This window comes from Aggregatibacter actinomycetemcomitans (assembly GCF_003130205.1).
GTDB classification, from domain to species: domain Bacteria; phylum Pseudomonadota; class Gammaproteobacteria; order Enterobacterales; family Pasteurellaceae; genus Aggregatibacter; species Aggregatibacter actinomycetemcomitans_A.
Window position 1 is genome coordinate 197,583 of record NZ_NRDF01000001.1, and the last position, 22,868, is coordinate 220,450.

Genomic DNA, 22,868 nt, shown 5'->3' on the forward strand with positions numbered 1-22,868 from the left:
AATAAAATTGGTAAAAGTGCGGTCATTTTTTTGATTACTTTGGCAAATTATACCAATTTGTGATTATTTAAAAATGAACGACAAATAGGATATTTTCTGGCTTAGCGTGAAAAACCGCTATCATTTTTTCAAAAAATCTAATAAGATTCATATTATTTGTTAAAAATTTGTAATGCTTGTTTTTTGTACAGAAATTGTGTAAGAATTTTTGACAGATTAAACATATTTTAGTTATCAATTCGTTGTTTAATTTCTACAAAAGTAGGTTAAACGTACTTCTAACTTAACAAAGATAAGGAAAAAGCTATGTCAGAATTGTTAAAAAATGACGTAGATCCGATCGAAACTAACGATTGGTTGGCAGCAATTGATTCGTTAATTCGTGAAGAAGGTGTTGAGCGTGCGCAGTTCATTATTGATCAAGTGATGCAGCAAGCTCGTATTGGCGGCGTTTCTTTGCCGACAGGGATTACTACAGATTACGTGAATACGATCCCGGTTTCTGAACAGCCCGAGTACCCGGGAAATTTAGACATTGAGCGTCGTATTCGTTCTTATGTCCGCTGGAATGCTGTGATGATGGTGTTACGTGGCCAGAAAAAAGACCTTGATTTAGGCGGTCACTTATCTACTTTTCAATCTGCCGCAACGGTTTATGAAGTTTGTTTTAATCATTTCTTCAAAGCCGCAACCGAGAAAAATGGCGGCGATTTGGTCTTCTTCCAAGGCCACGCTGCGCCGGGTATGTATGCGCGCGCATTCCTAGAAGGTCGTTTGACCGAAGACCAATTAGACAATTTCCGTCAAGAAGTGCACGGCAAAGGTTTGTCTTCTTATCCGCATCCGAAATTAATGTCTGATTTCTGGCAATTCTCAACGGTATCTATGGGTTTAGGTCCGGTCAATGCGATTTATCAAGCCCGTTTCTTAAAATACTTGGAAAATCGCGGTTTGAAAGATACGACTGATCAAAAAGTGTATGCGTTCCTGGGCGATGGTGAAATGGATGAAATTGAATCTAAAGGTGCATTGACATTTGCCGCCCGCGAACATTTGGATAACTTAATTTTTGTGATTTCCTGTAACTTACAACGCTTAGACGGACCGGTAAACGGTAACGGTAAAATCGTTCAAGAATTAGAAGGTTTATTCGTCGGTGCGGGTTGGGAAGTGATTAAGGTCATGTGGGGTAGCGGTTGGGATAAATTATTCGCCAAAGACACCACAGGCAAACTCACCCAATTAATGATGGAAGTAGTTGACGGGGACTACCTTACATTCAAATCAAAAGGTGGTGCCTATGTGCGCGAGCATTTCTTCGGCCGTTACCCTGAAACTGCCGCTTTAGTTGCCGACATGACAGATGATGAAATCTGGGCATTAAGGCGCGGTGGTCATGATTCGAAGAAAGTTTTTGCCGCGTTCAAGAAAGCACAAACAGCGGGCAAACCAGTGGTGATTTTAGTGCATTCCGTGAAAGGGTATAAAATTTCCGAAGCAGAAAGTAAAAATACTGCGCACCAATCCAAAAAAATGTCTATGGATAGTCTTAAAGCCTACCGTGATTATTTCCATATTCCGGTGAAAGACGAAGATTTGGAAAAACTGCCTTACATGACCTTCCCGGAAGGTTCGGACGAGTACAATTACTTACATCAACACCGCAAAGCGTTACAAGGTTATTTACCGGCGCGTCAACCAAAATTTGACATTGAATTCAAGGTGCCTGAGCTTAGCGAATTCGCACCGTTGTTAGACGCCCAACCGCGTCCGATTTCAACCACGATGGCATTCGTGCGTTTCTTAAATACCTTATTGAAAGATAAAAATATCGGTAAAAACATTGTTCCGATCGTCGCGGATGAAGCCCGTACTTTCGGTATGGAAGGCTTGTTCCGTCAGGTGGGTATTTATAACCCGCACGGTCAAAACTATGTTCCTTCAGACCGTGACCTCGTGGCGTACTATCGTGAAGCGAAAGACGGTCAGGTATTGCAGGAAGGTATCAACGAATTAGGTGCGACATCTTCTTGGTTGGCGGCGGCAACGTCTTATTCCATCAGCAATGTGCCGATGATTCCGTTCTTTATTTATTACTCTATGTTCGGCTTCCAACGTGTTGGCGACTTATTGTGGGTGGCGGGCGACCAATTGGCGCGCGGCTTCATGATCGGCGGTACATCAGGTCGTACGACATTGAACGGTGAAGGCTTACAACACGAAGACGGACACAGCCACATTCAATCTTTAACCATCCCGAACTGCGTGTCTTATGACCCGGCATTCGCTTATGAAGTGGCAGTCATCATGCAAGACGGTATTCACCGTATGTACGGCGAAAAACAAGAAGACGTGTTCTATTACATCACCACCTTAAACGAAATTTATGACCAACCGGCTATGCCTGCCGGTGCGGAAGAGGGTATCCGTAAAGGTCTGTATAAATTTGAAAGCGTTGAAGGCAAAGGTAAAGGCGCGGTGCAATTATTAGGCTCCGGTGCGATTTTGCGTCATGTTCGTGAAGCGGCTCAAATCCTGGCGAAAGATTACGGCATCAGCTCCGACGTTTATAGCGCGCCGTCTTTCACTGAAGCGGCTCGTGAAGGTGCAGACGCGGTACGTTGGAATATGTTACACCCAACCGAAACCCCGCGCGTGCCATACGTTGCACAAGTGATGAACGACAAACCGGCAGTGGCGGCAACGGACTACATGAAACTGTTCGCCGAGCAAATTCGTGCCTATGTGCCGTCTAAACACTATCATGTGTTGGGTACCGACGGTTTCGGTCGTTCCGATAGCCGTGAAAACTTACGCGATCACTTTGAAGTCGATGCGCGCCACGTTGTTGTTGCAGCATTAAATGTGTTGGCGCAAGAAGGCACTGTTGATAAAAAAGTTGTTGCCGAAGCAATCGCTAAATACGGTATCGATCCTGAAAGATTGAACCCGCTATACGCATAAAAAAATACACGAAAAAACCACCGCACTTGAGTGCTCGACATGAAAAGTGCGGTCGGTTTTAAAAACGTTTTTTAAAGGTAAAAAAGAAATGGCTAAACAAATTCAAATCCCGGATATCGGTAGTGATGAAGTTACCGTAACCGAGGTGATGGTAAAAGTTGGAGATAGCATCACTGCGGATCAATCCATTATTAATGTTGAAGGTGACAAGGCTTCTATGGAAGTGCCGGCACCGGAAGCGGGTGTGGTAAAAGAGATTTTAGTAAAAGTGGGCGACAAAGTGACTACCGGTACGCCGATGTTGGTGTTAGATAGCGCCGATGCGGCACCGGCTCAGGCGCCTCAAGCTGCGGCACCTGCACCGCAAGCCGCGCCTGCCGCCGTACAAGTAGTGGATGTTAATGTGCCTGATATCGGCGGTGACGAAGTGAACGTGACCGATGTGATGGTGAAAGTGGGTGATCGTGTTGAAGTGGATCAATCCATCATCAATGTGGAAGGCGATAAAGCCTCTATGGAAGTGCCTGCACCGTTTGCCGGCGTGGTAAAAGAAATTTTAGTGAAATCCGGAGACAAAGTATCCACCGGTTCTTTAATTATGCGCTTTGAAGTCGCGGGCGCAGCACCAGCCGCCGCGCCGGCGCTGACTGCACAAGCGACAGCACCACAAGCTGCACCGGCTCCGACAGCACAGGCTTCCGCGCCTGCCACAGCCTCTTCTTCCCAAGCGGATGTTGAAAGTGCGAAAAACTATGTACACGCCACACCGGTGATTCGTCGTTTAGCGCGCGAATTCGGTGTGAACCTGGATAAAGTGAAAGGCACAGGGCGTAAGGGTCGTATCTTAAAAGAAGATATTCAAGCCTATGTGAAAGCCGCCGTGAAAGCTTTAGAAAGCGGTGCTGCGGCAACAGGCGCGGCGAATGGCGCAGGTTTAGGCTTGCTACCGTGGCCGAAAGTAGATTTCAGCAAATTTGGCGAAATCGAAGAAGTGGAATTGAGCCGTATCAACAAGATTTCCGGCGCGAACTTACATCGTAACTGGGTCATGATTCCGCATGTTACCCACTTCGATAAAGCGGACATCACCGAGTTGGAAGCATTCCGTAAAGAACAAAACGCCTTGGCGGAAAAACAAAAACTGGGCGTGAAAATCACCCCTGTGGTCTTCATTATGAAAGCCGTTGCCAAAGCGTTGGAAGCCTTCCCGCGTTTCAACAGCTCCATTACAGAAGATGCACAACGTTTGATCCTGAAAAAATACATCAACGTGGGTGTGGCGGTAGATACGCCGAACGGCTTGGTTGTACCGGTCTTTAAAGATGTCAACAAAAAAGGCATTATTGAGCTTTCCCGTGAATTGATGGAAGTATCCAAAAAAGCCCGTGACGGTAAATTAACCGCAGCGGATATGCAAGGCGGCTGCTTCACTATTTCCAGCCTTGGCGGCATTGGTACAACACACTTTGCACCAATCGTGAATGCACCTGAAGTCGCGATTTTGGGCGTATCCAAATCCGCTATGGAACCGATCTGGAACGGCAAAGAATTTGCTCCGCGCCTGATTCTGCCGATTTCCTTATCCTTCGACCACCGTGTTATTGACGGTGCAGACGGTGCGCGCTTCATCAGCTACATCGGTTCCGTATTAGCCGACTTACGTCGCTTAATTATGTAATTTGCCACGCCTCTCGCATTGAGGGGCGTTGTTACATTGACACTGATCGCTAAAAAGTGCGGTCAGAAATTTCAACGTTTTTACGAGGTAAAAATGAGTAAAGAAATTAAAACCCAAGTGGTTGTACTTGGTGCAGGTCCTGCCGGTTATTCCGCCGCCTTCCGTTGTGCCGACTTAGGCTTAGAAACCGTCATTGTAGAACGTTATTCCACCCTTGGCGGTGTGTGCTTAAACGTCGGTTGTATCCCGTCCAAAGCGTTATTGCACGTTGCGAAAATTATTGAAGAAGCAAGACACGTGGAACATCACGGTGTGGTATTTGCCGAACCAACCATCGATTTAGACAAAATCCGTGCCGGTAAAGAAGGCGTGGTTTCCCGCTTAACTGGCGGTTTGGCGAACATGGCGAAAATGCGTAAAGTGCAAGTGGTGCAAGGCGAAGCGAAATTTGCCGATTCCCACACTTTAGCAGTGACCGATAAAGACGGTAACGTCACCAGCGTGAAATTCGACAATGCTATTATCGCGGCGGGTTCACGTCCGATTGAACTTCCATTCATTCCTCATCATGATCCGCGCGTTTGGGATTCCACCGACGCCCTTGCTTTGCATGAAGTGCCGAAAGATTTGTTAATCATGGGCGGCGGTATCATCGGTTTGGAAATGGGTACCGTGTATGAAGCCCTGGGTTCCAACGTTGACGTAGTAGAAATGTTCGACCAAGTGATTCCGGCGGCAGATAAAGATATCGTGAAAATCTTCACCAAACGTATCGAGCAAAAATTCAATTTAATGCTTGAAACCAAAGTGACTGCGGTCGAAGCTAAAGAAGACGGTATTTACGTGTCTATGGAAGGCAAAGCGGGCAACATCACTAACCGTTATGATGCGGTGTTGGTTGCCATCGGTCGTACGCCGAACGGCAAATTAATCGACGCCGAAAAAGCCGGTGTGAACGTTGATGAGCGCGGCTTTATCCGTACCGACAAACAAATGCGTACCAACGTTTCCCACATCTTCGCCATCGGCGACATCGTGGGTCAACCGATGTTAGCGCACAAAGGGGTACACGAAGGTCACGTTGCCGCCGAAGTAATTGCGGGCAAAAAACACTATTTCGACCCGAAAGTGATCCCGTCCATCGCTTACACCGAACCGGAAGTGGCATGGGTCGGTAAAACCGAGAAAGAATGTAAAGCCGAAGGCGTAAACTACGAAATCGCCAACTTCCCATGGGCGGCTTCCGGTCGTGCAATCGCTTCCGACTGCGCCGATGGTATGACCAAACTGATTTTTGATAAAGACACGCATCGCGTACTTGGCGGCGCCATCGTTGGCACCAACGCCGGTGAATTGTTAGGCGAAATCGGGCTTGCCATCGAAATGGGTTGTGACGCGGAAGACATCGCATTGACTATCCACGCCCATCCGACTTTACACGAATCCGTCGGTCTTGCTGCCGAAGTGTTCGAAGGTTCGGTCACCGACTTACCGAATCCAAAAGCGAAGAAAAAATAATTTGCTTCATTCAAAATAAAAGCCTTTCCGTTTGGGAAGGCTTTTTTGTAAGTATAATTTAATTAACCGATGAAAATCACTTTATCAAACAAATAAAGTGCGGTCGGAATTGAGTGCAAAATCTGCGGCTTGTTTGGTGCGATTGACAATCGTCATGCCGGTAGTGGCCTGTTGTGTGTAGTTCTCAATACGTTGAGAGTCACTAATTATGGGGTATTTCTATATGATAAGAATAAATCCCTTATGAAAATAAGGAGATATAAAACGCCAATAAAAATGACCGCACTTTTAGAACAAGGGTGAAAAAAAGCAGCCCCGAAGGGTTGTATGATGTATGCGTGATAAAAATGCTTACAAATAACTCACCAGTTCACTGCAATTGACGGCTTTTTTATCCCGTTCCGCTTTTTCTTCAGCAGAACCGATCATGACGAAACCGATAATTTTGTCCTGTGCCGAACAATGGAAGGCGTCACGCAATGCGGCGCCGTCCAGCCACGGACCGCTGATCCAAACATTTTTAAAGCCTAAGGCGTTGGAGGCCAGTTGGATGGCGTAAGTGGCGCAACCTGCGCAGAGTAACTGCTCCCATTCCGGCACTTTTTTAATGCTCGGATCCAATTTCGCTACCACGCCGATAATCATCGGCGCGCGGGTTGCCAGATTTTCCGCTTTTTTCAAGCGTTCTTCGCCAAGGTCGAATTCCTGCACGGCATCTTTTAATAACCCGCTGAAGTTATTCATTTTGGCTTGTTCAATGACGATAAAACGATACGGTTGCAATTTGCCGTGATCCGGTGCGCGTAATGCCGCCTGAAAGATCAGATCTAATTGTTGAGGCGTCGGAGCGGGGGCGTTGAGTTTTTTTTCCGAACTGCGTTCGGTGAGTAATTGTAATGCGTCCATTTGTTTTATCCTTTTAATGTGAAAAGTGCGGTGGATTATAACATAGTTTCTTGAATTCAGCGGTTTATTGTACCGGCGGATTGTGGTATTTTAGACGCCGTTTTATTGATTTCCCGAGGTTATATGAAAGTGATTTTTTCGATTATTAAATTTGCTTGGCGCACATTAAATTTTATTCGTGATTTGGTCATGAATGTTGTGTTTCTGGTTTTCGTTTTATTATTGCTGACTGCTCTGCCTTTTGTAGTGGGGCTGGATAAGCAAACTGTGGCATTAAAAGGCGATCAGGGGGCGTTGTATTTAAACCTGGATGGCTATTTGGCGGACAATCGCGATAATCAAGGTGGCGTAAAAACGCTTTTAAAAGAACTGGATAATCAACATATTCCACAACAATATTCCACTTTTGATGTAGTTTACGCTATTGATTCGGCCGCACTGGACGACAAGGTTCGCGGTTTGGTGCTGGATTTGAATTATTTTCAAGGCGGCGATTTCCCTTCGTTGGAATTTGTGGGTGCTTCCATTGAAAACTTCAAGAAAAACGGCAAGCAGGTTATTGCGTATTCCGATAATTACAATCGGGCGCAATATTTTTTGGCCAGTTATGCCGATGAAGTTTATATGAATCCGGTAGGAACGGTATCTATTGATGGCTTGGTGCAGGAAAATCTGTATTACAAAGATATGCTGGATAGCTTGGAAGTAAACCCGCACGTTTTCCGCGTCGGTACATACAAATCGGCCGTCGAACCGTTTTTGCGCAACGACATGTCCGATGAAGCCAAAACCAATTTGCGCCGTTGGTTGGATATTATGTGGAACAATTACAAACAGCGTGTAGCGGAAAATCGTAACGTTAAAGAAGCGGCTGTTGCACCGAATGCGTACACCTATTTAACCGAATTAAAAGCGTTACAAGGCGACATGACGGCTTATGTGAAACAACGTAAGTTGGTTAACGGCGTGTTGGACCGCTTTAATTTAGATAAAAAACTGACCGCACTTTTCGGTGAAAATGAAGATAAGCAGCCGAAAATGGTGGATTACGATACTTACCTGGCGTCTTTGCCGAATCGTATGTCGGGCGACACCAAGAATAAAATTGCCGTAGTGAACGTGGAAGGAGCGATCATTGATGGCGAAACCGATGAAGAAAACGTTGGTGGCGATACCATCGCAAACTTGTTACATAACGCATATGATAATAACGAAGTGAAAGCTGTCGTTCTGCGCGTTAACAGCCCGGGCGGTAGTGCCTTTGCATCGGAAATCATTCGTCAGGAACTCAGCCATTTACAACAAGCGGGCAAACCAGTGGTGGTTTCCATGGGCGGCATGGCGGCTTCCGGCGGGTATTGGATTTCTTCTACCGCCGATTATATTGTGGCGGATAAAAACACCATCACCGGTTCTATCGGCATTTTCGCCGTGTTACCGACATTCGAGAAAACCATCAAGAAAATCGGTGTGTCCGCCGACGGGGTGAAAACCTCCGATTTGGCGTTAGGTTCCGCGTTCTCGCCGTTATCTTCCGAATTAAATGATGTATTACAATTAGAAATTGAACATGGTTACGACGAATTCCTGGCTAAAGTCAGCCAAGGTCGCCGCTTAAGCAAAGCGCAAGTGGATAAAATCGCCCAAGGTCAGGTTTGGCTGGGTTCCGAAGCGATTGAACATAAATTGGTGGATGAACTGGGCGATTTGAATACCGCTTTAGGCAAAGCCATGGAGTTGGTAAACGAAAAACTGGATGAAAGTAGCAAAATTCGGGAAGAAGACTTTTCCGTAGAATGGCTGGATGACGACAGCGGTTCGTTCTTCAAAAAATTCATGCGTGATTTTAAAGGCGATAGCAAAGCATGGGTAACGGGGCTGGTGACTGAAGCCGTCGGCTTACCGAAAGAATTTACGCAGGTGAAAAAACAACTTGGTTTATTGAATACCTTTAACGATCCGAAAGGGCAGTATTTATATTGCTTAACTTGCGGCAAAGTGCAATAAAAGTGCGGTCGTTTTTTCAAATGTTTTTTAGATGGGGATAACATGGAACGCTTGGCGGAATTAAGAGAGCAAATTGATTCATTGGATCAGGAACTGTTACAACTGCTGGCGAAACGTCAACAAGTGGTGCACAAAGTGGGGGAAGTGAAACAGCAACACGGGTTGCCCATTTATGTGCCGCAGCGCGAAGCTGAAATGTTGCAACGCAAGCGTGAAGCCGCCGAGCAAATGGGGTTGTCCCCCAATCTGATTGAAGATGTGCTGCGCCGCATTATGCGTGAATCCTATGTCAGCGAAAATCAATTCGGCTTTAAAACCGTCAATCCGCAAATTCGGAAAATCGTTATCGTGGGCGGACGAGGCAAACTCGGGGGCTTATTCTGTCGCTATTTGCAGGGTTCCGGCTATCAGGTGGAATGTCTGGAACAGGACGATTGGGCGCGCGCCGACCGGATTTTGCAGCATGCCGATGTGGTGATTGTGTCCGTGCCCATTGCCAACACGTTGGCGGTTATCGAACGGCTCAAACCTTATTTAACGGAAAACATGCTGCTGGCGGATTTTACTTCCGTGAAACGCACGCCGTTAGAAAAAATGCTGGAAGTGCACAAAGGCGCGGTGGTCGGCTTACACCCGATGTTCGGACCTGACGTAGCGAGCATGGCGAAGCAGGTCGTGGTGTGCTGCGACGGGCGTTTTAGCGAGCGTTATCAATGGTTGTTGCAACAAATTCAAATCTGGGGCGCAAAAATTTATCAGGTTGATGCCGCCGAACATGATCATCACATGACTTATATTCAGGCGTTGCGCCACTTTTCCACGTTTGTTTATGGCTTGTATCTGCCACAACAACCGGTGGATTTGGACAAATTACTGGCGCTTTCTTCACCGATTTATCGTCTGGAACTTGCCATGGTCGGGCGTTTATTTGCGCAAGATGCGGCATTGTATGCGGACATTATCGCCGACAAGCCGGAAAACCTGGCTGTTATCGAACATTTGAAAAACAGCTACGAGGCGGGTTTCGCCTTTTTCAAACATCACGATCGGCAAGGCTTTATTGAACAATTTAATCAGATTCGTGACTGGTTCGGTGATTATTCCGAGCAATTTTTACAAGAAAGCCGCCAGCTACTTCAGCAAGCCAATGACTCTCGAAATGCTTAGGGAGACCTGAATAAAAGTTATCTTACGCGAAGTTAAGTGTGTATAATGATACGTCTATTTACTCGAGAGTAAGCCAATGAGTCAATTTTTTTATATCCATCCGGAAAATCCGCAAGTTCGTCTGATTAATCAAGCGGTCGAAATTTTGCGCAACGGCGGGGTGATTGTGTATCCCACCGATTCCGGCTATGCCTTGGGTTGTATGATTGGCGATAAGCACGCGATGGACAGAATCGTGCACATTCGTCAATTACCCGAGGGACACAATTTTACGCTGGTGTGCAGCGATTTGTCGGAATTATCCACCTATTCGTTGGTAACCAATTCCGCTTACCGTTTGATTAAAAATAACACGCCGGGGCGTTACACGTTTATTTTAACGGCGACCAAAGAATTGCCGCGTCGCTTAATGACGTCCAAGCGCAAAACTATCGGCATTCGCGTGCCGGATAATCAAATTGCGCTGGATTTGTTAAAAGCCCTTGGCGAGCCGATTTTATCCTGTTCGTTGATGCTGCCGAATGAAGAACATTTGACGCAATCGGATCCGGAAGAGATCCGCGATCGTTTGGAACATCAGGTGGATTTAATTATTCACGGCGGTTATTTGGGACAAGAACCGACAACGGTGGTGGATTTAACCGAAGACACGCCAGTGATTTTGCGTGAAGGCAGCGGCGCGGTTACTCCATTTATTTAAATTAGACACTTAGTTAAATTAACACAGACGCTTGGGAAAGCGACACGAGGATTTATGAAACCCACAACAAAACGCACTCAAAATCGACCGCACTTTTCGTCGAATAAAGATAAAAATGCGACGGTGAAACCGCGTCCGATTGGCAGCACAAACAAAACCTCCGCAGCAGAAGGCGAAAAATTACAAAAAGTGTTAGCCCGCGCAGGGCAAGGTTCGCGCCGTGAAATCGAATCCATTATTGCGGAAAACCGTGTTAGTGTGGACGGTAAAATTGCCACCTTAGGGGATCGGATTAACGTGCATGCCGGCGTGAAAGTGCGTATCGACGGACATCTGATTAATTTAATCCAAGCGCAGAAAGAAGTGTGCCGTGTGTTGATGTACTACAAACCGGAAGGCGAGTTATGTACCCGTCACGATCCGGAAGGGCGCGCCACTGTTTTTGATCGCCTGCCGCGTTTAACCGGCGCCCGCTGGATTGCCGTAGGGCGTTTGGATATTAATACCTCCGGTTTATTGTTATTTACGACCGACGGCGAATTAGCTAACCGCTTAATGCACCCGAGCCGCGAAGTGGAGCGCGAATATTCCGTGCGCGTATTCGGGCAAGTGGATGACGCCATGTTGAACCGCTTGAAAAAAGGCGTGCAACTGGAAGATGGTCCGGCAAATTTTAAAGAGATTAAAGTCGTTGGTGGCGTAGGCATGAACCAATGGTTTGACGTGACCTTAATGGAAGGGCGTAACCGTGAAGTGCGCCGTTTATGGGAATCGCAAGGCGTTCAGGTTAGTCGTTTGATTCGCATTCGTTACGGCAACATTAAACTGATGAAAACTTTGCCGCGCGGCGGCTGGCAGGAAATGGAACTGGCGGATGTGAATTACCTGCGCGAACTCGTCGGTTTGCCGCCGGAAACGGAAACCAAATTGAGCGTCAATAAAACCCGTCATAAACCGAAAGTCGGTCAAATCCGTAAAGCGGTAAAACGTTACTCAGACTTAAATAAACGTTATAAAAAATAGCAAGAATAGCTATGGATAAAAGAGGAACTTATGAAATTTCAGCAACTTCGTTACGTGGTTGAGATTGTGAACCAAAATTATAATGTCACGGAAGCCGCGCATGCGTTATACACCTCCCAGCCTGGAATCAGTAAACAGGTTCGTTTATTGGAAAATGAACTCGGTTTGGAGATTTTTGATCGTCACGGCAAACATATTAAAGGTCTCACGCCCGCAGGCAAAAAAATCGTGGGTATTTCCCGTGAATTGATGGTGAAAATGCAAGCGATTCGCTCCGTGTCCGACGAATATACTAAACCGGATCACGGTGTGTTGCGCATCGCTACTACGAACACCCAGGCCCGTTATATGCTGCCTCATGTGGTAGAACGTTTCGCCAAACGTTATCCTGATGTGAGTTTACACATTCATCAGGGCTCTCCAATGCAGATTTATGATGTGTTATTGTCCGGTGAAGTGGACTTGGCAATTACCACGGAAGCGCAATATTTATTTGATGGCGTAGTGTTGCTGCCATGTTATATGTGGAATCGCTCGGTCATTGTGAAGTCCGATCATCCGCTAGCCAAATGTGAGCTGCTGACTCTCGAAGAATTAGGCAAATATCCTTTAATTACTTATACTTTCGGCTTCACCGGCGTTTCTGATTTGGATTATGCCTTTAATAGTGCCGGTATCTTGCCGAATATTGTATTTACCGCCACCGATGCGGATGTTATCAAAACCTATGTCCGTTTAGGCTTAGGCGTGGGCATTATGGCATCCATGGCACATACACCGGCGGACGTTGATTTAGTGGCTCTAAAAGCGGATCATTTGTTCCGCGCCAGCATGACGCAAATCGCTTTTAAACACGGCGCTTTTCTGCGTAATTATATGTATGATTTTATTAATTATTTTTCACCGCACTTAACCCGCGAAAACGTGGAACGGGCGGAGCGTATGCAAGACAATAATGCGTTGAAAAGATTATTTGATGACGTCAGATTGCAAACCTTGTAATTGAAAAGCCGCCTTTTAATACATTGAATTTGCAACGACAAACACCCGAATCCCCTTTTATTAACATTGATATAGGAAGCAAAATGTCAAACTTACAACAACTTATTGAAAACGCTTTTGAAAAACGTGCTGAAATCACACCGAAAACCGTTGATGCGCAAACCCGTGCGGCTATTGAAGAAGTGATTGAAGGCTTGGACAGCGGCAAATATCGTGTTGCCGAAAAAATCGACGGCGAATGGGTGACTCACCAATGGTTGAAAAAAGCGGTCTTGTTATCTTTCCGCATCAACGACAATCAACTTGTTGACGGTGCAGAAACCAAATACTACGACAAAGTGCCATTGAAATTTGCCGATTACACCGAAGAACGTTTCCAACAAGAGGGCTTCCGTGTCGTGCCGTCCGCCACCGTACGTAAAGGCGCATATATTGCTAAAAACTGCGTGTTAATGCCATCTTATGTGAACATCGGCGCTTATGTGGGAGAAGGCACCATGGTAGATACTTGGGCAACCGTAGGTTCCTGTGCGCAAATCGGTAAAAACGTGCACTTATCCGGTGGCGTAGGTATCGGCGGCGTGTTAGAACCGTTACAAGCCAACCCGACCATTATCGGCGATAACTGTTTCATTGGTGCCCGTTCCGAAGTAGTAGAAGGCGTTATCGTGGAAGACGGATGCGTGATTTCCATGGGCGTATTCATTGGCCAATCCACCAAAATCTACGATCGTGAAACCGGCGAAGTGTATTACGGTCGCGTACCGGCAGGTTCCGTGGTGGTTTCCGGCAGCCTTCCGAGCAAAGACGGCAAATACAGCCTCTACTGCGCGGTTATCGTGAAAAAAGTGGATGCGAAAACCTTAGGCAAAGTGGGGATCAACGAGTTATTACGTTCTATTGAAGAATAACAATTAAGGCGACCGCACTTGAAAAACATTTATCTGTTCAAGTGTGGTTTTATTTTATCTCTACTTTTTTAAATTTAATTTTTCGGCATAGTAGATAAAATATCTCATTTCATTTACGCTTTCCAAACAATATGATACTGCCGATCTTCTTCGCGGTGAGAAATGAGGAATTTAGCCAAGATGTTGTCCATTTCATCTTGTTTGTTTACCAGCCCGATCCAGACTTCCGCGTATTCTTGCGGGTCGATAAGTACGCCGATTTGTTCTTCCCAGTTGTCAGCGGTTTCCACAAATTCTACTGCACCATATTCTTCAAACCGGAGATTGAACAGCATAATATCTGCCGGGTCTAAGTTTTCCGGTGCCATTTCAAGAAAAATATCGTAGGCAATGTCGATGGCTTTATCGGGATCAAGTCGGGTTAATTCTGTCATTTTAGGTTTCCGGTGAGTTAAATTCGGTGCACATCATAGCATAAGATAGCATAAGCCAATAAAAAGTGCGGTCGAAAAAAATGATGTTTTTTCCAACCGCACTTTTGGGGCCTTCGTTCCGATAACTATCTATCGCTTTACTAAAAATCATTGCCGACAATGAACCGCTGGTGACAATGCGCATACCGTACCCTATTAAGGACAATCGCAATCGTATAATAGTTCGCAACTAAAAATGATAATATAGGAATATAGAAAAAGGGCATGTGAATGACGCCCTCATACGGTTTGGCTTAAAGTTTTTTTACCGATTTACGCATTACTAATTCAGGATGAATTTCGATAATTTCCCGTTGATCGGATTTGTGATTAATGCGTTCAAATAATAAATTTACCGCCTGTACGCCCAAGCGGGATTTGGATTGGTGAATGGTGGTCAACGGTGGCGAATAAAAACGGGAGGCGTGAATATTGTCGTAGCCGATAATGGAAATGTCGTCCGGCACGTGTAAGCCTTTTTCGCCGATAGCAGAAATTGCCCCTAACGCCATAACGTCGTTACAACAAAACACCGCGGTGGGTAGGGTTTCCTGACGCAGGATTTTATTCATACATTCATAGCCGTCTTCCGGTTCAAAAAAGCCTTCCATGACCCAGTTTGGGTTAATTGCCAGCCCGGCTTCCTGCATGGCGTGTACGAAGCCTTCATAGCGGGTTTTCGCTGTGGTTTTGTTGAGTTCGCCGGCGATAATGCCGATATTTTTATGTCCGTTTTCAATCAGATGTTTAGTCGCCAGATAGCCGCCGTCGAAACTGTTATCTTGAATAATATCCGTGTGGGCATTCGGGCCCCAATCCATTACCACCATCGGAATAGAAGAAAATGCCGTAAGTAAATCCTGCGGATCCTGCAAATATTCGGAACACATCACCAAAATGCCATCAACACGTTTTTTCGCCAGCATTTCCAAGTGATTTTTGATCTTTTCCGCATTATTTTGCGTATTGCATAAAAACAGAGAATAGCCTTGGCGATAACAATGTTCTTCCACTGCATGAATGATTTCGGCGAAATAAGGGGCTTCACTGGTGGTGACGATCATACCGATGGATTTGGTAGTGTTGACTTTTAAACTGCGCGCCACCGCACTGGGTGAATAATTCAGATCTTTTATCGCCTGCAAAACCTGCTGCTTGGTCTCGGCGGCAACAAAACGGGTTTTATTAATAACGTGGGATACCGTGGTGGTGGATACGCCTGCCATTTTTGCGACATCTTTGATGGTAGCCATAATTTTCTCCGTAAAAAATTTTGGCTATTATAAAGATTGAATAGGTTTTGGTTAAGGAGATTCGCGGGAAATCTGATGAAAAATTACACTTTTTTATATTTGGCTAGTTTTTTCTGAATTTTTTGTTAGAATGCACCGCAAGTTACTGTAAACAGGAAAAATGAGGTAATAAATGGGTACGTTCGGTTATGCAATGATGATGGTTGTGCTTTCTCTCGGCTTAATTCTGGTGTTGGCATTTGCGATTTTCTAATCGAAAAATAACTTGAAATCGAACCGCACTTTAATCACTTAAAGTGCGGTTTATTTTTTTGTTAAATCTTGATTATCTCCCGCCAGTCCGTCACGGATTTTATTTTCAAAAAACGCATAGTCCACTAAAAACGCGTCATGCCCGTAATCGGAGTTGAATTCGTAATAATTCAAGTTAACGCCGTGTTGCTCCAGTAATTGTTTACTTTTGCGTAATTCGGGCAGTTTGAACAGCTGATCGTTATCCACCGACACCAGCGTATAACGGGCTTTGATTCGGGAAAGGGCGGTTTTTAAGTCGGCATAGCCGACACTTGGATCGTATAAATCCAGCGCGCGTAATAAATGCAAATAACTGTTGGCATCAAAACGCGCCAGAAATTTTTGTCCCTGATAGCTTAAATAGGATTCCACCTGAAAATAATCGCCCTGCAAATTCCCTTCCGCTTTGGTGGCGCGCCCGAAGGCTTTGCTGAGTTGTACATCGGTGCGATACGTGAGCATACCGAGCATACGGGCGATGGCTAAACCTTTGTCCGGACGTTCACCGTCATAATAATCGCCGTTATTGAAATTCGGATCGTTAATCACCGCTTGGCGCATGACGTGATTAAAACCGATGGCTTCCGCACTGAAGGAAAGGGAAGAGCATAGATTCACCACATTGGAGACGAAATCGGGATAATCAATCGCCCATTGGGTTGCCTGCATACCGCCGAAGGAACCGCCGATAATGGCGTGTAAATGCGGAATTTCAAGAAAATCCAGCAGTGCTCTTTGCACTTTGATGATGTCTTGCACGATTACCGCAGGAAATTGGCTGCCGTAAGGGCGGTTGGTTTGCGGGTTAATTGAGGACGGACCGGTCGTGCCTTTGCAGCCGCCAAGCACGTTAGAACAAATAAAAAAATAGCGGGAGGTGTCCAATGCCAAGCCGTCGCCCATAAAATTTTGCCACCAGCCTTCCTGGTTCGTGCTTTTATCAAAATAAGGTTCGGCGTCGCCGGTAAGTGCGTGACAGATTAACACCGCATTGCTTTTATCCGCATTCAGTTCGCCATAGGTTTGATAAGCCACGTCAATTTGTTGAAGTTGGCCGCCTAAAACGAGGTGTAAAGGTTGATGGGTAAAAACAGTGGTTTTTTTTATTGTCATTGCCGAGTCCAACGCAATTCTTATTGTTATGGCTAGTGGGGCATAACGTTACATCTTGCCTTATACCTTGTCAAGAAATTTTAGCCGTCTAAACATCTGGAAGTTTTGAAGTCTATAAATAAAGAGATTGGACTTGAATTCTGTGTTTTTTTTCTTTATGTTGGGCACCAGTATTTTTTGACAATAATGCCAATGAAATTGAATTTAAAAGAAAAGTTACAGGCCTATTTAACTGCAGCGCGAATTAAACGGATTGCCCGTTACTTTGCCTCATTTTTTGCGGGTTTTGCTTTGTTATTGATCGTTGTGGATCAAATTATTGGTTATTATGTACGCAAAGATATTTATTATGACATCGACAAAGTGCCAAACCGCCCGTATGGTTTAGTGCTTGGTACCTCAAAATATTTCTCCAATAACACATTAAATCTGTTCTATTATAATCGGTTACTTGCTGCGCAACGTTTATTTGAAGCGAGAAAAGTGGACTATCTGTTGTTAAGCGGTGATAACCGTACATTGCAATACAATGAACCGCGCACCATGTTGCAGGATTTGAAAAAAATGGGTGTACCGCAAGAGTTTATTTATCTGGATTTTGCGGGCTTTCGTACGTTGGATTCGGTGATTCGTGCCGATCAGGTATTTAAAGCCCATTCCCTGACGATTATTTCACAGAAATTTCATTGTGAACGCGCTTTATTCATCGCTAAATTCCATAATATTGACGCCATTTGTTTTGCGGCGGATTATCCGCAGGTGTATTCTTTCGTGCGTGTGCGGGAATTTTTTGCCCGTTTGCAGGCGGTGTGGGATTTATTGGTCGAAAGGGAACCGCACTTTTTGGGGGCGCCGGAACCTTTGCCCCCGCCGGTGACGATTCCCGATGTTAACAGTGATATTTAATAATACTGCGGGTTAACGGCGTCGCATTGACGCTGCTTTTGTGTTTCTTCGACATGGCATCAAAAGTCAACGTCAGTAAAGATTGCGACACTTTGTCATAATCCTGCACGCTGCACAGCACCCTGTTTTCCAGTAGCTTTAACATCTCAACATGCCCGAAGGTGGCAATCACTAAGTCTTTCGGCACCTGTCCAAGTTTTTGCAACAAGACCAATAACACGCCTTCCAACAAGGTAAAAGAAGTGGTGAAAATTGCTGTTGGTAACGGATTATTTTCTAACCATTGGGCAAAACATTGCGCCGCTTCGTTTTTACGGAACATATCGCTGTAAAGATATTCGGCGGAAGCCCTCCGATACCTTAATGCCGAGCGAAATCCTTCTTCCCGTTCCCGGCTTGTCGGCAAATCCGGTAACGCGCCGAAGAACAAAATTCGTTTTTGATGAGGGATTTTCAGCAATTCTTTGGTTAAACGATATGCATCGCCTTCGTCGTCGGTCAGGGCATTGACCACTTTCGGTGAGCTAATACGGCGATCAAAACCAATAATCGGCACGCCAGCGTTTTGGTAAAAATCCGTGTCCGGTGGCAGCGCCGAGGAAACCAACAATGCGTCAACCTGACGTTGTAATAAATGTTTCACGCAATCTTGCTCATTTTCCATTTTGTCGTTAGAGCAGGCAATGAGCAGTTGATAGCCTTTTCCCCGTAAACGATTTTCCAAATTATTGGCGATTTTCGCATAACTGATATTTTCAAAATCGGGAATAATTAAACCGATAGTTTTACTTTTCCCCACACGCAGGCTTGCCGCCATGGCGTTAGGTTTAAAGTCATATTGTTTAATCAAGGCTTGGACTTTTTCGATAGTACTATCGCTTACACGATATTGTTTGGCTTTCCCGTTCACAACGTAGCTCACCGTGGTGCAGGAAACGCCCGCAAGCTTGGCTATTTCATCTAATTTCACATTAACTCCTTAAAATGTCAGAAATAGATAGTTGATTGATTCCGAATTAACTAAATATTGGTTGTTAAAATGAGAGTATAAATCCATGCGGATTATAGCACTTCAGTATGATAAAAATTGAATAAATGTCCACAAAATTATTAAATAATAGAAGAAATTTGCATAATTTGATTTATGTACACAATGTATATTCATAGATAATCATTGATTACGATGAATCTTTACTAGTCGGAAAGAAAATGGGCTTTTAGAATAGACATGCTTGTTACAATAGTAGAAGGTAGAAAATTTACAGAGGTAAATAGCTAGCAATACAAGCTAGGATGTATGTACTATAAAAGTGAACTAAAGAGAATTCTATAAAAAAAGAATAGAAAGTTTTTCATCTGAAATGTGTAAAGAATTAGAGTTTTATGTTTATCGTTTAATTGATCTAAGAAATGGTGAAAATTTTATACTGGTAAATGAAAGGATCACCGTGTTTTTTAACATGTAAACACCTCTGTTTAGTATGATAAAAAAATTTATGATTACTAGGGGAAAGATGAAACTTCCCTCAACTATTTGAGAATTAGAGAAATTCATAATGTAGGTTTAAAGGTCATTCATATTATTGACCGTTATAAAATGACACATAAAATTGCTCATGAAGTTTATGGCGCATTAATTGAGGCTTATCCAGGATTTTCAAATATCCAAAGTAGGCCGCGGGAATAATGAATATAGTGTAATAAATGTTTCTCATATTGAGATAAAGTATAAGATGCTGCGCGCGATAAATTAACTGTTTTTGGTGCGATAAATCAAATTTAATTTTATTGCACATACTGAAATATTGTTACAAAAAGAAGTGTGTTTGTTACAGAGAGAGCCCTTTTTAGTCGCTTTAATTTCGGGTATTTTAAGAAAAAATCTCTGCAATTGTTACAGAATCAAAATTGATAACGCTAGGCCAATTTTGCACACAAACAACGACTAATTCTCTGAACTTTTACACAGCATTACCATATCCACATAAACAAAAACGGCAAGCTATTAACCTTGCTTCTTTTGTCTGCTTATTCAGAAGTTAGACGTCTATACCTCCCCAGCTTAAGTTGACCGCACTCAGTTATTTGTTACCCAATAAAGAGCTATGCCAATTTAACGGAGTAATCCTGTGGTCACGTTAAACAAAATAAGGAACAACAAAATGACAAATATCAACATGAGAACCGGGCGGGAAATAATGCAAGAATTAGCACTAGTTGCCGTAAAAGAACATACCTATGTTATAAATGATGGATCGCAATATACTTTGCCAAATGTGCGCGGACAAAACCTTATGTATAACACCGAATTTTTAGATATTAGATTTGTTGAAGACGGACGCAAAGATAGCGTAGTAAAATCTCTACCCTTGCCCCATCCACTCCGCCGTTTTATTGCTTATTATCCGAATTGAATGAAGAAGAATGATTAATAAGGCTTAGCGAAAAAACTAAGCCTTTATTCTATCTAAAATTATACACTAAATTATCTTCATATTGCCCTTGATAGTTCAGGCTTGTCTTAATCGTAATTTTTTGTGCGCCATCAAATGCCTGCCAATTATTGACTTTATCTTCACACATATACTCAATAAACCGCACGAACTCGCTTTTTGTCGATGAGAAGAAGATATAGGGTGGTCGTGTAATGTTAATTAAGCGTAGGAAGTTGATAAGATCGAAATAATGTGCTTGCTTATAGCTCTCTTGTTTCGTCCACAAATATGGCGGGTCTAAGACGAATACCACTCTTTCGTCATTGATAAAACGCGGAAGTAACGTATGGAATGATTCATTGGTAATCTCTATGCCATTCAAATAGCCATCCATCTGATTGTCTAGTACAATTCCAAAAATCTTTATGATAAAGATCACTAAGTGTTGCGACTTGCTGACCGCTAAATAATAGCCAACCGGCTAAACAGTTTAAATCCTTATAACTATCAAATGGTTAGATTTCTTTGGATGGTTTTCAAGGCACTATAACCATATGTATAATTGCTGTCAAAAATGATTTTAAGATTGTCGGCACAAGTGCGCTGGTAAGTAAGCAAAACTACGATACAGAGATTTGTAAACAGATCGCTTATCAAAATTTGATAAATTGTGATAGCTAGAGGGGTATTTATTAAAACAGCGTATTTATGAACAATGTGACTAAAAAGTTATTCTACGCAATGTTGGTTAATTTACTTAAACCGATTTCGCAAAATATTAACTGTTGAAGATAATATGATAATGAGTTATCTAACTATATGATGATATACCAAAATGGTTTATTTTATTTTGATGTAGAAATTGAATTTGATATAGTGCATAGATAACAAATAAAAGTTCTTTAAAGTCCATTTAAAGACTTTTAAAATTTTAGCGTGGCCAAATAAAAATCAGTATAACTATACCTTATTTCAAAATGAAGAAGGTATGGTATCATCTCAATATTTGCATGGTTCTAAAGACGAAAATTATGTAAATAAAACCGCGACTTTACAATATTGCGGATTACTTATCATGTTGTCTGCCTAGATATATTAACACCCTAAAAAATGTTAAGATGAGTTAAGTTGAAGCGCAGTATTTTAACATAGATTCACGTCTAATGTTAAGACAAAAATTAAATTCTCAGCTGATGAAGTTTAGCCATCTCACGGATACCAAAATCCTGCTCGGCGCTACTTGATAATTTTTAAACGAAATTGATAAGAGTAGGACATAATCCGCACCTCAAATTAGGTGTCAAGGTTTTGGGGAGTAGATCAAAGTGCGGTCAAAAAACACAATGGATTTTGACCGCACTTTTTCGTATTAGGGAATTAATTTCCTGCCAGCTGTTTAATTTGTGCCGTGCCTAAATGTCCTGGTACGGTTTTTTGGATATTCAAATCCGCGTCAAGTAATACGCTGGAAGGGTAACCGCGCACTTTGGCACGTTTGAGGGTTTCGCCATTTTCATCTAACAATACGATGATATTTTTATAATCTAATCCTTTGTACCAATCGATGAAATCTTGCGTTTCTTTTTCCCCTTTTTTGCCCGGTGAAACTATGGTAACCACATCGAAGTTTTTGTTCGGTTCTCCACTTAATTCGTTGATTTCCGATAAGCCGGCCAAGCAAATCGGACACCAAGATGCCCACATTTTGACATAAACCGGTTTGCCTTTGCTGGTTACTTGATCCAGTGTGACCGTGGCGTTGTTAAGATCTTTAAACTGCACATCTTTCAATGAATTTTCTCCTTCTGCGAAGCTGTTTAAGCTAACTGCCATCAGAATTAATGCGATAAATTTTTTCATAATTCATGTATCCTTTTATTGTAATTTATTAGTGATGAGTAGAATCCCCATGACGATAATGAGTAAACCACCGATAATTTTAAATTTGTCTAAGTGTTTGTTTAGTGCTTTGGTGCGTTTGAGTAACTCTTGTGAGAATAAAGAGAATAGCACAAACGGCGTTGCCAAACCTAATACATAAACCAACATCATAGAAGCACCGTATAGAGCGGAACCTTCATCGCCGGACAATGCCAGCACTGATGCTAAAATCGGTCCAATACAAGGTGTCCAGCCAAGGCTGAAGGTAAGCCCTAGGAAAAAGGCTTCAAAAGAGGCACTTTTGCCTTCGGTTTTTACTTCAACTACTTTGGTTCTTTCCAGGAAATTCAATTTGATAATACCTAATTGATGGATTCCCAGAATAATCACGATGATGCCGGCGATAATGCGCACGTTGTCGTTAAAGAATAAATTGCCTAAAAATCCGAAGCTGAAGCCTAGGCTGACGAAGGTTAAAGATAAACCTGCAATGAACAAAAAGGTGTTCACAATTTTTCTACCGCCTTTCGCCAAGATGCCGAAATAAATCGGGATAATGGGGAAAATGCAAGGCGATAAAAAGGAGGCTAAACCCGCTAAGAATACGGTGCCGATTAATAGTTGTTGATCAAACATC

General features: G+C 43.5%; 18 protein-coding genes and 2 pseudogenes. 12 read left to right on the forward strand and 8 right to left on the reverse strand.

The annotated features are described in order from the left end of the window. Window positions 1-306: 306 nt before the first annotated feature. The 3 genes from aceE (at window position 307) to lpdA (ending at window position 6,160) form a co-directional block, all read left to right on the forward strand. The gene (gene aceE, locus DK423_RS00950; protein WP_061886924.1) at window positions 307-2,964 is read left to right on the forward strand and encodes a pyruvate dehydrogenase (acetyl-transferring), homodimeric type; all 2,658 of its coding nucleotides are present in this window, start codon (window positions 307-309) and stop codon (window positions 2,962-2,964) included. A gap of 88 nt (window positions 2,965-3,052) precedes the next feature. After that, a complete protein-coding gene (aceF, locus tag DK423_RS00955; RefSeq protein ID WP_005556720.1) occupies window positions 3,053-4,642 on the forward strand; it encodes a pyruvate dehydrogenase complex dihydrolipoyllysine-residue acetyltransferase in 1,590 nt (529 codons plus the stop codon). Between the two features lie 93 nt (window positions 4,643-4,735). Beyond that, window positions 4,736-6,160 (forward strand): dihydrolipoyl dehydrogenase, encoded by a 1,425-nt coding sequence (gene lpdA / locus DK423_RS00960; protein WP_005556722.1) that lies wholly within the window; start codon window positions 4,736-4,738, stop codon window positions 6,158-6,160. A gap of 351 nt (window positions 6,161-6,511) precedes the next feature. On the opposite strand, the gene DK423_RS00965 is transcribed toward lpdA, so the two are convergent. Next, entirely contained in the window at window positions 6,512-7,066 is a 555-nt protein-coding gene (locus DK423_RS00965; RefSeq protein ID WP_005556724.1) for an NAD(P)H nitroreductase, read from the reverse strand. 123 nt (window positions 7,067-7,189) lie between these two features. On the opposite strand from DK423_RS00965, the gene sppA reads away from it, so the two are divergent. From sppA to dapD, 6 genes are all read left to right on the forward strand, one after another. Beyond that, window positions 7,190-9,073, forward strand: coding sequence for a signal peptide peptidase SppA (gene sppA / locus DK423_RS00970; protein WP_005556725.1), 1,884 nt, complete (start codon window positions 7,190-7,192; stop codon window positions 9,071-9,073). 42 nt (window positions 9,074-9,115) lie between these two features. Next, window positions 9,116-10,240, forward strand: coding sequence for a bifunctional chorismate mutase/prephenate dehydrogenase (gene tyrA / locus DK423_RS00975; RefSeq protein WP_061885863.1), 1,125 nt, complete (start codon window positions 9,116-9,118; stop codon window positions 10,238-10,240). Between the two features lie 76 nt (window positions 10,241-10,316). Next, entirely contained in the window at window positions 10,317-10,940 is a 624-nt protein-coding gene (locus tag DK423_RS00980; protein ID WP_005556729.1) for an L-threonylcarbamoyladenylate synthase, read from the forward strand. A 54-nt stretch (window positions 10,941-10,994) separates the two neighbouring features. Beyond that, a complete protein-coding gene (rluB, locus tag DK423_RS00985; protein ID WP_005556731.1) occupies window positions 10,995-11,963 on the forward strand; it encodes a 23S rRNA pseudouridine(2605) synthase RluB in 969 nt (322 codons plus the stop codon). A 30-nt stretch (window positions 11,964-11,993) separates the two neighbouring features. Continuing rightward, window positions 11,994-12,965: an HTH-type transcriptional regulator CysB gene (cysB, locus tag DK423_RS00990; RefSeq protein ID WP_005556732.1), complete on the forward strand. Its 972-nt coding sequence runs from the start codon at window positions 11,994-11,996 to the stop codon at window positions 12,963-12,965. Between the two features lie 83 nt (window positions 12,966-13,048). Beyond that, window positions 13,049-13,876, forward strand: a complete 828-nt coding sequence (gene dapD / locus DK423_RS00995; RefSeq protein WP_005556734.1) for a 2,3,4,5-tetrahydropyridine-2,6-dicarboxylate N-succinyltransferase — start codon at window positions 13,049-13,051, stop codon at window positions 13,874-13,876. 113 nt (window positions 13,877-13,989) lie between these two features. Here dapD and DK423_RS01000 read toward each other — a convergent pair whose 3' ends face one another. From DK423_RS01000 to metX, 3 genes are all read right to left on the reverse strand, one after another. Next, window positions 13,990-14,310 (reverse strand): HI1450 family dsDNA-mimic protein, encoded by a 321-nt coding sequence (locus DK423_RS01000; protein WP_005556736.1) that lies wholly within the window; start codon window positions 14,308-14,310, stop codon window positions 13,990-13,992. Window positions 14,311-14,603: 293 nt separating this feature from the next. After that, window positions 14,604-15,602 carry an HTH-type transcriptional repressor PurR gene (gene purR / locus DK423_RS01010; RefSeq protein ID WP_005556741.1) on the reverse strand — a complete coding sequence of 333 codons (999 nt, stop codon included), beginning with the start codon at window positions 15,600-15,602 and terminating at the stop codon, window positions 14,604-14,606. A 303-nt stretch (window positions 15,603-15,905) separates the two neighbouring features. After that, a complete protein-coding gene (gene metX, locus DK423_RS01015) occupies window positions 15,906-17,009 on the reverse strand; it encodes a homoserine O-acetyltransferase MetX (RefSeq protein WP_061886153.1) in 1,104 nt (367 codons plus the stop codon). Between the two features lie 192 nt (window positions 17,010-17,201). Here metX and DK423_RS01020 point away from each other — a divergent pair, with 192 nt between their 5' ends. Then, window positions 17,202-17,915, forward strand: a complete 714-nt coding sequence (locus tag DK423_RS01020; RefSeq protein ID WP_005556744.1) for a SanA/YdcF family protein — start codon at window positions 17,202-17,204, stop codon at window positions 17,913-17,915. Here the strand turns inward: DK423_RS01020 and cra are convergent. Next, the gene (cra, locus tag DK423_RS01025) at window positions 17,899-18,885 is read right to left on the reverse strand and encodes a catabolite repressor/activator (RefSeq protein ID WP_005556746.1); all 987 of its coding nucleotides are present in this window, start codon (window positions 18,883-18,885) and stop codon (window positions 17,899-17,901) included. The two genes, DK423_RS01020 and cra, sit on opposite strands and share 17 nt — an antisense overlap. 1,192 nt (window positions 18,886-20,077) lie before the next feature. On the opposite strand from cra, the pseudogene DK423_RS01030 reads away from it, so the two are divergent. Beyond that, window positions 20,078-20,343 (forward strand): annotated as a pseudogene (locus tag DK423_RS01030) (hypothetical protein). Between the two features lie 35 nt (window positions 20,344-20,378). On the opposite strand, the pseudogene DK423_RS01035 reads toward DK423_RS01030, so the two are convergent. After that, a pseudogene (locus DK423_RS01035) lies at window positions 20,379-20,862 on the reverse strand (hypothetical protein); the annotation flags it as partial. 13 nt (window positions 20,863-20,875) lie between these two features. On the opposite strand from DK423_RS01035, the gene DK423_RS11630 reads away from it, so the two are divergent. Continuing rightward, window positions 20,876-21,031 (forward strand): Gp49 family protein, encoded by a 156-nt coding sequence (locus DK423_RS11630; protein WP_162541084.1) that lies wholly within the window; start codon window positions 20,876-20,878, stop codon window positions 21,029-21,031. Window positions 21,032-21,727: 696 nt separating this feature from the next. Here DK423_RS11630 and DK423_RS01045 read toward each other — a convergent pair. Beyond that, on the reverse strand, window positions 21,728-22,210 hold the full coding sequence (locus DK423_RS01045) for a redoxin family protein (protein WP_005556755.1): 483 nt from the start codon (window positions 22,208-22,210) through the stop codon (window positions 21,728-21,730). Window positions 22,211-22,225: 15 nt separating this feature from the next. Continuing rightward, window positions 22,226-22,867 (reverse strand): cytochrome c biogenesis protein CcdA, encoded by a 642-nt coding sequence (locus DK423_RS01050; protein ID WP_005556757.1) that lies wholly within the window; start codon window positions 22,865-22,867, stop codon window positions 22,226-22,228. Window position 22,868: the final 1 nt, after the last annotated feature.